At 50.0% G+C, this 10,436-nt stretch carries 9 protein-coding genes and 3 pseudogenes; 5 read left to right on the top strand and 7 right to left on the bottom strand.

Annotation, left to right across the window (positions count from 1 at the left end):
- Positions 1–575 precede the first annotated feature (575 nt).
- Positions 576–824: a LysE family translocator gene (locus JCM2765_RS09295; RefSeq protein ID WP_054736233.1), complete on the bottom strand. Its 249-nt coding sequence runs from the start codon at positions 822–824 to the stop codon at positions 576–578.
- A 77-nt stretch (positions 825–901) separates the two neighbouring features.
- On the bottom strand, positions 902–1,141 hold the full coding sequence (locus JCM2765_RS09290) for a LysE family translocator (RefSeq protein ID WP_054736231.1): 240 nt from the start codon (positions 1,139–1,141) through the stop codon (positions 902–904).
- Between the two features lie 161 nt (positions 1,142–1,302).
- Here JCM2765_RS09290 and JCM2765_RS09285 point away from each other — a divergent pair, with 161 nt between their 5' ends.
- Both JCM2765_RS09285 and JCM2765_RS09280 read left to right on the top strand, forming a co-directional pair.
- Positions 1,303–1,761, top strand: coding sequence for a MarR family winged helix-turn-helix transcriptional regulator (locus JCM2765_RS09285; RefSeq protein ID WP_054736229.1), 459 nt, complete (start codon positions 1,303–1,305; stop codon positions 1,759–1,761).
- A gap of 197 nt (positions 1,762–1,958) precedes the next feature.
- Positions 1,959–2,612, top strand: a complete 654-nt coding sequence (locus JCM2765_RS09280; RefSeq protein WP_054736228.1) for a hypothetical protein — start codon at positions 1,959–1,961, stop codon at positions 2,610–2,612.
- Between the two features lie 506 nt (positions 2,613–3,118).
- On the opposite strand, the gene JCM2765_RS18190 is transcribed toward JCM2765_RS09280, so the two are convergent.
- The 4 genes and pseudogenes from JCM2765_RS18190 to JCM2765_RS09270 form a co-directional block, all read right to left on the bottom strand.
- Positions 3,119–3,316, bottom strand: coding sequence for a DMT family transporter (locus JCM2765_RS18190; RefSeq protein ID WP_263849400.1), 198 nt, complete (start codon positions 3,314–3,316; stop codon positions 3,119–3,121).
- Positions 3,307–3,819 (bottom strand): DMT family transporter, encoded by a 513-nt coding sequence (locus tag JCM2765_RS18185; protein ID WP_225352051.1) that lies wholly within the window; start codon positions 3,817–3,819, stop codon positions 3,307–3,309. Before JCM2765_RS18185 ends, JCM2765_RS18190 begins: the two co-directional genes overlap by 10 nt.
- The gene (locus JCM2765_RS18180) at positions 3,816–4,001 is read right to left on the bottom strand and encodes a hypothetical protein (RefSeq protein WP_225352050.1); all 186 of its coding nucleotides are present in this window, start codon (positions 3,999–4,001) and stop codon (positions 3,816–3,818) included. The genes JCM2765_RS18185 and JCM2765_RS18180 overlap by 4 nt, the downstream gene beginning before the upstream one ends.
- Before the next feature lie 125 nt (positions 4,002–4,126).
- Positions 4,127–5,283, bottom strand: a pseudogene (locus tag JCM2765_RS09270) (ArgE/DapE family deacylase).
- A 213-nt stretch (positions 5,284–5,496) separates the two neighbouring features.
- Here JCM2765_RS09270 and JCM2765_RS09265 point away from each other — a divergent pair.
- The 3 genes and pseudogenes from JCM2765_RS09265 (at position 5,497) to JCM2765_RS09255 (ending at position 8,294) form a co-directional block, all read left to right on the top strand.
- Positions 5,497–6,006: a YbhB/YbcL family Raf kinase inhibitor-like protein gene (locus JCM2765_RS09265; protein WP_054736225.1), complete on the top strand. Its 510-nt coding sequence runs from the start codon at positions 5,497–5,499 to the stop codon at positions 6,004–6,006.
- A 39-nt stretch (positions 6,007–6,045) separates the two neighbouring features.
- Entirely contained in the window at positions 6,046–6,549 is a 504-nt protein-coding gene (locus tag JCM2765_RS09260; protein WP_054736223.1) for a universal stress protein, read from the top strand.
- A 129-nt stretch (positions 6,550–6,678) separates the two neighbouring features.
- A pseudogene (locus tag JCM2765_RS09255) lies at positions 6,679–8,294 on the top strand (APC family permease).
- Positions 8,295–8,773: 479 nt separating this feature from the next.
- Here JCM2765_RS09255 and JCM2765_RS09250 read toward each other — a convergent pair.
- Positions 8,774–10,389 (bottom strand): annotated as a pseudogene (locus tag JCM2765_RS09250) (glycoside hydrolase family 43 protein).
- Positions 10,390–10,436 lie beyond the last annotated feature (47 nt).

The raw sequence follows: 10,436 nt of genomic DNA, 5'->3' as shown, positions 1-10,436 counted from the left end.
TTTTGTTTGCGGACTTTCGGCATCGGAATCGCACTCTCGAAAATTTATCATGAAGGGCTAAACTGTCGTACGATGACAATCGAGAACATCTCAGTAAACGTTAAACGATAACATTACAGCATTGCGTCACAGTCCGTTCAAGCGCATTAAGTTAACGTTCAGAATAGATCGACGTCTTGTTCGTCACGATAACAAGACATCCATCAACTTTAGTGTTTGTCGAATCAACGTCAGTCTTTGTAATACTGTCGCAAGCTGTTCAGTTAAGCACTTGAGATGGTCTACAATAGTGCCGAATTACGACAATGTAAGATTCCGGTCAGCGACTAGGTGGAAGCTGTGTCGCGATAATTGGTGGTTGTTGACGAACTTCCGACAACCGCCAATTATCGGGGACAAATTGAAGACTCGCACGTTTTTTGGCGAGGCTTCAATTTGAGGACTGAGACCGCCCTTCGGCTCAGGCCGGCCCCACAGCTGGAACCTAGTCGCTGACCGGAATCGATAGTTCAAGCAAATCACCACACTTCACAAACTAAACAGAAGAATGCTTACGCTGGACACAAGCGACAATCTCACCGCCATAAGTCAACGATGCTGACAACCAGCAACAACGCAACCACCCAGTTAACCAACGTTGCATGCGCATTGTAGAACGTCTTAAGGTAGTGGCCAACAACGGACCAGATCAGCGTGCCGATGGCGCCAATCATGACCATGACGAGGAGCTTGAGCCAAACGCCGTGGGTCGTGGCGAAGACTGCGGTGAAGCCGCCTAGTCCCGCGACGTAGTAGAGGTAGACTTTAACGTTGGTTGCTTGCAAGAGTAGCGCTGAAGTGAATGGATGGGCTAGCCCCTCTCCCGCCGCAATGGCTTGGCTACCACGTAAACTATGTATTGCTAAATAGCTAAATAACCGGACCCCACCAATTTCATCACCAGCGTCAAACCAGGTTGATTCAGTAACTTGGTCGACAGTAACGCCACCGCACCACCGACTAACCAAAACCCCACAAAACTGCCAAAGTTATAGATCAAACTCCGGCGAAACCCTTTCACTTGGCCTTCCGACAGCGCCATAATCGTATTTGGCCCCGGCGTGATGGCCATGATCCAGTTGAACATTAAGAATGAAATCATTTGCAGCACCTTCTCGTTGTATTTGCAACATAGAATAACATTGGTGTGTTGTAAATGCAACATAAAATAACCACTTGCCCACTTCAGCAAAACCGTTGCAGTTCCGTACCACTCACGCTATGCTAGTGGTATAACCTGAAATCCAAAGGAGGCCGCGACAGTTGTCATTCACTGTCGTCGATATCAAAATGGAAAAAGAAATTTTTCGCGACATCGGTTGGATTGCCCGTGAAATCAACGCTACCGCTAACCGAACGCTTAGACCATTTAACCTAGGTGACAACCGATTTATCTACGTGATTCGGGTACTGGAACAGCCCGGAATCGGCCAACAAGAACTCGCTACAACGATTGGCGTTGACCGCACCACTGCCTTTCGTGCGGTTAGCAAACTAATTGCGGATGGCTACTTAGAAAAACGTGACCATCCCGCCCAACCACGGCTGAAAGTGCTCTACCCAACCGCAAAAAGTCAGCAAATGAAGCAACAGTTATTCGACTTTGAGGCCGCGAGTTCTCAACGGTATTTGGACGTGTTGACCCCGGACGAACTCGCCTCACTGCAGACGCTTTTAGCACGAGTTCGGCACCATGCTCAAACCAACACCGAACCGTTCTAAACTAACAAAAAATTGGCGGCAATCATCAACCGCGTTAACCCCTAATGTACCAAGCGATATCGCTGATTGCTCCCGATTTCACCCAAAAATTTTAAGCAAAAACACTTAAAATTCTAGTCCAATTGAGTTATCCTAATGAATGGTAGTACTAAAATTTGGCAGGTTCGCTCCGTTCTTGATACTGGAGGTTTATTTACGTGAATAATCAAGAACCGCAATCGCGCATGCAACGTTACAATTTCAACACCGACAACAATCAACCACCGAAACGCAAACGGCCGAAGAAGCCACATCGCATCCGGCAACTGATTGTCAGTTTTCTCCTGACGCTGGTGTTGATCATTGGCGTCGGTGTCTGGCTGGCCAACCGCTCAACCAGCGTTGAAACCAATGATGCGAACACCGCGCAATCCGCTAACAGCAGCAGTAAGAACGAAGATGATAACACTGACACTGATTCGAACAGTACGTCACGCAAGACGCCGTCCGAAGCAGCGACTTCTCAAGATGATCAAGATACCACCGGCTCAACTGACGATAACCAGGCATCACGCCCTCACAACGCAGTTCAATGCAAAGTTCGATCGATCAAGAATCTGATTCAACCATTAAGAACAGCGAGCAGAAAAAACTGGATGGGACTAAATCCAAAGCAGAGACCCAAAGCTCAGCCAGTTCTGCCAATACTACCGACAACACTTCCGGGTCGACATCCGAGAAACAATCTAATAGTGGCGATGCGTCTAGCGATAGCACCACATCGTCTTCCCCTGAATTCAGCCGCTCCCACACTTTCTCATCAGTCGCTGATGCCAAAAGTTGGGCGCAAGCAACTAAGTCGCAATGGCTGAAAAACGGTTACACCACCTATACGATCACCACTGACGCGCAGGGTAACTATATCCTTAGCTTCGTTAAGTAGTGCGAGAAAAAGACCTCACCAACAGAGCATTGGTGAGGTCTTTTGTTGTCGTTTGTGTCCAGCGTAAGTGTGCGGAGCGAGACGGGTTGAGAGCGTAGTGTAATGGCGCTTCGGTGAAAACGCCCGGGCCTGGCGGTTTTATCGAAGTGCCATTACATGCAGCTCTCAGTCTCGCGCAGCACCATTCGGCGCGGTGGCCAGAAAGCGCGTGGTTGACAACTTCTTGTAACTTCAGGAACCCTGGAAATAACAGTTTAAGTGGCGCCGAATTTTGTAGCCTGAGAGCGCCGATTTTCATGCGGCTTTGGCGAGCGAAGCGATGTCAAACAGCCGACACCCAAATCGCACCCAATGCTTACGCTGGACACAAACGACAGTAGCTAAATAGACAAAAGGGCCGTCAATCTTTCACTGACGGTCCTTTATAAGTCAACTTCAACTCGCATTTCGATGCCGAAAATCCACCTGCATCATCAACAACGCAATCACAATCAAGCTCCCACCAATCAGTAGATTCATCGTAAACGGCTCAAACCCGAGGGCTACGGAGAAGATGCTACCAAACATCGACTCGGTCATCAGGATAATCCCCGCTGGTGTCGGATCCGTATACCGTTGACCAATCAATTGCAACGTTTGCGCCCCAAACGAGGAAAGAATCCCCAAAACGACCACTGGCCACAAGCGGCTTGCCAATCAATTGCGCCGTAGCTGGCGTGTTCAAATAGCAGCGACCAAATCATCCCAAAACCGCCCTGTGTGACCCCCAGCATGAACGACAGCACCCACGGATTCGTACTGGTGGTTTTCATCCCGAAGTAAACGATTTGAATGGCGTAAAATACCGCCGAGATAATGGTCAATAAATCCCCAATATGTAGCGTAAAGCCACGATTAACCAAGTTGGTTAAGAACACCATCCCAACGACACAAATCACAATTGCAACGTAGCTCTTCCCCTCCGGTCGCCGGTGAAAGAAGATCCACACAATGAACGGAATAAAAATCACGTAAATCGCTGTCAGAAAGGCGTTATTGGCTGGTGTTGTGTACTTTAACCCCAACGTCTGTAGTTGGTACCCCACAAAGTTGATAAAACCGGCCGTCATCCCGATTCGGAAGTCAACCATGGTCATCTTATTGATGGCTTTGTGGAAGAAGATGTAGCCAAGCCCGCATAGATCAACCCCCGAATCCCGTTGATCAGCCCCGCCTGCATGTTGGCGTTAGTGGCCATTTTTGAAAAGATGTAGCCAGCACCCCAGATGATGGCTGCAATCAGCAACATCAAGTTGGCGCGTGTTTTTGTTACTCGCATAAGCGTTTCCCCTGCATTTCTCATCGTTAAGTTCAGCGCAACCGCGCCAAACCCCATTCGACCAATATAGCACAACCAAAAATGTGATACAAACGCGTGTTGCCCCGTTCGTATCACATTTTGATTTATTTACGTTCGTTCAAAAACGCCACCGCAAACTCTTTGTAGAAATCAACGCTCTGCAAATACTGCTTGATTGAAATATACTCATCCGGTTCATGCGCCGTATCGGAGCCCGGTCCGATCACCACGCTCATGAAATTACCCTTGGCGCGGGAGAACTCGGAGCCGTCATTGGCGCCACCTGAGCCCACTGGAATGATCCGTTTGCCCATTACCCGGTGACCCACCTTTTGAACTAACCGCACTAACGGCGCATCTGGGCGGCCCGGTACTGCCTCTTCCGGATAACTGTACGTAATGCTGAGGTGGAACCCTGGTCGCTGGTTTAAGCGGTGAATCAAGTCCTCTAAGGCCTTGTAGATCATCTGATTAGGATAGGCTGGAATCGTCCGCATATTGGCGGATAACCGCGCTTTGGCGGGAATACTGTTGATCTGTTCACCACCGCTGATTAGGTCAACGCTGTGTAACAGTCCACCTAACACCGGATCCTTACGATCAAAGCGGGCGATGAGCTCGTTGACTTCATTATAGTAAGTCAGCAAGTTATCGATTGCGTTAATGCCCTTATCTGGCCGCGCACTGTGGGCGGATTTGCCAATCGAATCCACGTGGTAGTCGATGACACCGCGTGAGGTATACGTGACCTTATCCATCCCGCTAGGTTCAGCAATCACGAGGCCGTCTAAGTCATCTGCGTACCCCTTATCCGTCAACTGAGCGGCACCGTACTCACCGGTTTCCTCACCAACAGTGGCCAGTAAGCGAATCGTTCCCGGTAGCGCCACGTCTTCCTCCAAGAGTTCGAGCATCGCGATCACCATCGCTGCCAAGCCACTCTTCATATCTGACGTACCGCGGCCGTACAACCGATCATCGACCACTTCACCACCAAATGGATGGTGGGTCCAAGCCGCCAAGTCACCGGATCAACCACGTCCATGTGACCAGAGATGCCCAAGTGCCGGCCAGCCGGATTTCCCATCGTCACCACTAAGTTATCGCGGTCCGCCGCGTAGGGTACCCGTTCAATCGTCACGCGATCGCGATACGGGTCAAATAGGGTCGCCAAATAACTGGCCACCGCCGCTTCATGATCGTTAACCGATTCGATCCGAACAAGGTCTTGTAAAATTGAAATTTTGCGCGCCGTTTCCAAATCCATTCCGCCTTCCGTCTAACACATATTACGTCCAGCATACCCCGCGAATTAGCTAAAAATCAAGGGTTCTCGCAAAAATACCCCGTCACCCACATTTCCGAATTGGATTAAAGTTTCTGGTGAAAAATCGGCTTTCATAACCGAGATTTTTTTGTAATCTTAATAATTGCGGTATAATAGAACAAAAGTCTGCAAAAAAGGATGATCATAATGAAAATTAACGTCCCAACCGACAACGGTTTTCTCCCCGACATCTACGGGAAGTTTGCGCCCGATGACCAAAAAATGGGCGGCAATCCCGTTCGGTCATTTCCAATTCAGTTTAGCGAAGTGCCAGCCAACACCGCCACTTTCGCCGTCACGATGATCGACCACGATGCGATTCCGGTGGGCGGCTTTACTTGGATCCACTGGGTAGCAGCCAACCTTCCGGGAACGTTAACTGAACTACCCGAAAACGCCAGTCAAAGTGGCGCAGTGGCGATGACGTTTGGTAAGAATTCCAACGCCGGCGCCTTGGTTGGTGGAACCAACCCTCTCGTAACAGAACGTTACACTGGTCCGCTACCACCCGACCAAGATCACCGCTACACGATCACCGTGTACGCGCTGGATACGAAATTACCGTTAACTGATGGCTTCTGGCTCAATCAACTCATGGATGCCATGGACGGTCACATTCTGGCTAAAGCCACGCAAGTTGTTATGGGCCGCGCTTAGTTTCGTTACTACTATTCAGTTACTAAAGGAGTTACCACTATGCATTTAAACTACCATTCGATCCTAGTTCCCGTTGACACCTCTAAGTTCGCGGAACTGGCGCTCGCTAAAGCGGTGGCCGTGGCCAAACGAAACCACGCCCACCTCGACCTGCTGAGCGTCATTGACACGCACCAAACCAACTACTACGGCGGCCTCGTCAACAACGGCGACATCGTCAACCGGTTGGTTCAAGACGCCACGGACTATTTGGCAGAACTTACTGACCAAATTAAGGCCAAATACGGCTTAACCGACATCAGCACCCACATCCGCTTCGGTAACCCGAAGACCGTCATCGCTTTTGATTTCACGCAGGATCACCAAAACGACTTAGTAATGATGGGCGCCACTGGGATGAACGCCCTGGAACGGGTCGTCACTGGTTCCGTGACTGATTTTGTGACCCACAATGCCAGCTGCGACGTGCTCGTCGTTCGCACCAACCTCGCCAACAAGCCCGGTGAAAAACCGGAAAGTCCGTTCCGCACCACTGAATATTAAACTTAGTCTTATTGATGGAACGAGTTACGGCCTGCAGTTACGGGCGTTACCGACTTGGTAGCGTCCGTTTACCACTAGCCCACACTCGTTTCCTTTGTACATAGCACACACTACCGTAGGGGGAACTTCATGGGAAATCACAATATCAAGAAAATCAACCTGTTCCAGCTGGTCATGCTGGCCCTGGGATCGTTGATCGGTTCCGGGTGGCTCTTCGGCTCTTGGGAAGCCACTAAGATTGCTGGTCCGGCCGCTATCATCTCCTGGGTCATTGGGGGCCTCGTCATCGGCAGCATCGCCTACGATTACGTTGAAATCGGCGCCATGTTCCCGGAATCAGGGGGCATGAGTAAATACGCGCAATATTCACACGGTTCTCTACTCGGCTTCATCGCCGCTTGGGCCAACTGGGTGTCACTGATCACGCTGATCCCCATCGAAGCCGTGGCGGCCGTTCAGTACATGAGTACCTGGCCGTGGTCTTGGGCCAAATGGACGCACCACTTTCTCAGCAACGGCGTCATCACCACGTCTGGTTTATTCGTGGTGTTCGGCTTCATTATCGTTTTTACGCTATTAAACTACTGGTCCGTGACGATCTTAACCCGGTTTACCAGTTTGATCTCGGTCTTTAAAATCGGGATTCCGTTACTAACCATCGTCATGTTGACCATGTCTGGCTTCCACCCCGGTAACTACGGGACCTCGCTCAGCGAATTCATGCCGTACGGATCAGCGCCAATCTTCACCGCAACCTCTGCGGCTGGGATCATCTTCTCATTTGACGCCTTTCAAACGGTCATCAACATGGGTGGCGAAATTGAACACCCGAAGAAAAATATTGGCCGTGGGATTACGATCTCACTGCTGATCAGTGGCGTGCTCTACGTTATCCTGCAAAGTACCTTTATCACGCAATTCCACCGAAGATGATTGCCGCCACCGGTTGGCACGGGATCGTCTTCAACTCACCATTTGCTGATATGGCCATTCTGTTGGGCATTCACTGGTTATCCGTGCTGTTGTACATGGACGCCTTCGTCTCCCCATTTGGAACCGGCGTCTCCTTCGTGGCCAACACCGCGCGGGCGCTCTTCGCCATGGAAGGCAACAAGCACGTCCCAAGCTTCTTGGGTAAAATTAATTTAAAATACGGGATTCCCCGCGTTGCCATGTTGGTCAACACGATTCTCAGCATGGTGATGGTCTCGGTCTTCCGTTCATGGGCTGTTTTGGCGACCGTATTGTCCACCGCCACTTTGATTGCTTACCTGACGGGACCCGTTACCGCCGTGTCGCTCCGAAAAATGGGGCCTAACCTGTTCCGGCCGATCCGCTTAAAGCATTTGCCATGGATTGCCCCACTGTCCTTCGTCTTGGCATCACTAGCGACCTACTGGGCAATGTGGCCAACCACCGTTCAAGTCATCTTGATCATCCTATTAGGCCTGCCCTTCTACTTCTACTACGAGTGGAAAGCTGGCTTCAAATCCACCGCTCAGGCATTCAAAGCCAGCGGTTGGATGGTCGGTTATTTGGTCTTCATCTCCATCATGTCCTTCATCGGCAGCCACCAGTTCAACGGCTTAAACTGGCTTCCCTACCCGCTAGACTTCGTGGTCATCATCGTGGCCTCCCTTGGATTCTACTACTGGGGCATCAAGAGTTACGTAGTAACTGAAGACTTCCATAAAGCGGAGAAACTGAACGATGAAGCGGAACAGATTGCTTCGGAAAATGATTAATTGAATTGCTACTTAAGCCCCTAACACAACGTTTGGGGCTTTTTGCTTACGCTTGTGTCCAGCGTAAGGGTTGGATGTGATTTGAGTGTTGGCTGTTTGTCGTCGCTTCGCTCGCCAAAGCCGCACGAAAACCTGCGCTCTCAGGCTACAAAATTCGGCGCCACTTAAACTGTCATTTCTAGGGTTCCTGAAGTAACGAGAACTTGTCAACCACGCGCTTTCTGGCCACCACGCCGAATGGTGCTGCGCGAGACTGAGAGCTGCATGTAGGGGCACTTCGATAAAACCGCCAGGCCCGGGCGCTTTCACCGAAGTGCCCCTACACACCGCTCTCAACCCGTCTCGCTCCGCACACTTACGCTGGACACAAACGACAGCAAAAAAGCAGCGCACCCGCCACAACAAATCGTGGTAGGTGCGCTGTTTCAATTCAAACTCAAATCCCCAGATGAGCCCGAATCAGTATTCATCTATAAAACTTAGTCTAATTCTTTGTAGTCGAAGTAATCAAACTCAGCTGGTTGATCGTAACCACTGTAATCGACAGCAGCTAAACCAACGAAGCGCCGGTGAAGAAGCCACCGTAAGTTTGAAGAACGTAGTCATCAGATAAGACAGCAGCGTCCAAGGTAACAAGATCGTGCCAAGTTGTGCCATCAAATGAGTAAGCGTAAGTGTATGACTGAGTCCGAGCCTTAACCTTGAACCATACATTTTCAGTACCTTCAGGAATGGCAATTGCGTCATCCTTCAAGTATGAGGTGTATTCGCCGCGGTTGTTTTCACCGACTTCGATGACGTGACCCTTCTTTTCGTCCCAAGTGATGAAGGCGAATGACCAGTGTTGGTCGTTGTAGAAGTTGGTTAAGCCAGCCATTTGTTGGTACGTAAATGGATCGAATTTAACCTTGGTTTCAGCATCAAAGTTGAAGGCTTGCCAACGACGGGCAATCATCGAAACGTCGTAACGACTTGCCAATGAACGCTTCCCAATCAAGGTCAACTTGCCATCGCCGAATGAACCCATTTCAGCATTGAATGGTGTCCGTAAAGTGTTCCATTCAAGGTTCAATTCAGGGGTGTCAAATTCGTCGTGTTGGTCGCCGTTTGCGGGTGCTTCCGTCAAGATAGCATCCTTAGGTGCGTCAACTTCAACAGTCCCACCGTGACCGCCAACAACACGTGGCCAGCCTTGGTCGTCCCATTCAACCTTTTGGATTGAAGTTTCACGGCCTAAAGTACACCAGCCGCGAGGGTCAGTTACGGATTCAGTATCGTGGTGCCATGGACGACCACACAATGAAGCGTAGTACCATTCGCCACCAGGGGTGTTAACTAAAGCACCGTGACCTTGCTTTTGGATGGCCAAGTCAGGCGTGTCAAAGTTCGTGATGAATGGATCGCCAGGTTCAGTTTCGAACGAGTGGGCATCCAAAGTCTTTGAACGAGAAACGACTTCTTGGTGGGTCCAAACGGTCCCGCCTTGAGCGGCAAACAAGAAGTATTGACCGTCGATCTTGTACAAGTGAGGTCCTTCAACCAACTTCACGTCAGTCCCATCGTAAATGGTCCGAGCAGTTTCAGGCTTCAACTTCATGGTATCGGTGTCAAATTCAGTCAACGTGATGCCATCAAATGGGTGGCGGTATTCACGGTGATCCCAAGTTTGTTGTACCAAGTATTTGCGACCATCATCATCGTGGAACAAGGAGGCATCGAAGCCAACCCCGTTAACCCGAATTGGGTCAGTCCATGGGCCCTTGATATCGGTTGCGGTAGTCAAGTAGTTGGTCATGTCCTTGAAGGCACCTTCAGTCACCTTAACATCGGTGTAGATCAACCAGAATTTACCGTCAGCGTAGCTCAAGTCAGGTGCCCAGATCCCACCAGAACTTGGGTTACCCTTCATGTCCAATAACGTGGTCGTTGACAGTGGTGATGGCAACAGGTTCCAGTGAACCATATCCTTGGATTCGTGGAGCCGAACGCCAGGGAACCATTCAAAGGTTGAGTTGGCAATGTAGTACGTGTCACCGACGCGAATCATGCTAGGGTCAGCGTTAAAACCGTGTAAAACGGGGTTTTGAATCTTCATGAAAAATTCCTCCTATTTCGATTTTGATGGTGATGCATGTGAGTTGT

The sequence above is a fragment of the Secundilactobacillus similis DSM 23365 = JCM 2765 genome (assembly GCF_001311075.1).
Classification (GTDB): domain Bacteria; phylum Bacillota; class Bacilli; order Lactobacillales; family Lactobacillaceae; genus Secundilactobacillus; species Secundilactobacillus similis.
This window is presented reverse-complemented; position numbering and strand designations above follow the sequence as displayed.

What these genes read in the sequence shown, in the direction of transcription:
- JCM2765_RS18185 (WP_225352051.1), bottom strand. Translation starts at nt 3,819, where the DNA reads ATGACCATGGTTGACTTCCGAATCGGGATGACGGCCGGTTTTATCAAC.
- JCM2765_RS18180 (WP_225352050.1), bottom strand. Translation starts at nt 4,001, where the DNA reads ATGCGAGTAACAAAAACACGCGCCAACTTGATGTTGCTGATTGCAGCC.
- JCM2765_RS09260 (WP_054736223.1), top strand. Translation starts at nt 6,046, where the DNA reads ATGCATTTAAACTACCATTCGATCCTAGTTCCCGTTGACACCTCTAAG.
- JCM2765_RS09265 (WP_054736225.1), top strand. Translation starts at nt 5,497, where the DNA reads ATGAAAATTAACGTCCCAACCGACAACGGTTTTCTCCCCGACATCTAC.
- JCM2765_RS09290 (WP_054736231.1), bottom strand. Translation starts at nt 1,141, where the DNA reads ATGATTTCATTCTTAATGTTCAACTGGATCATGGCCATCACGCCGGGG.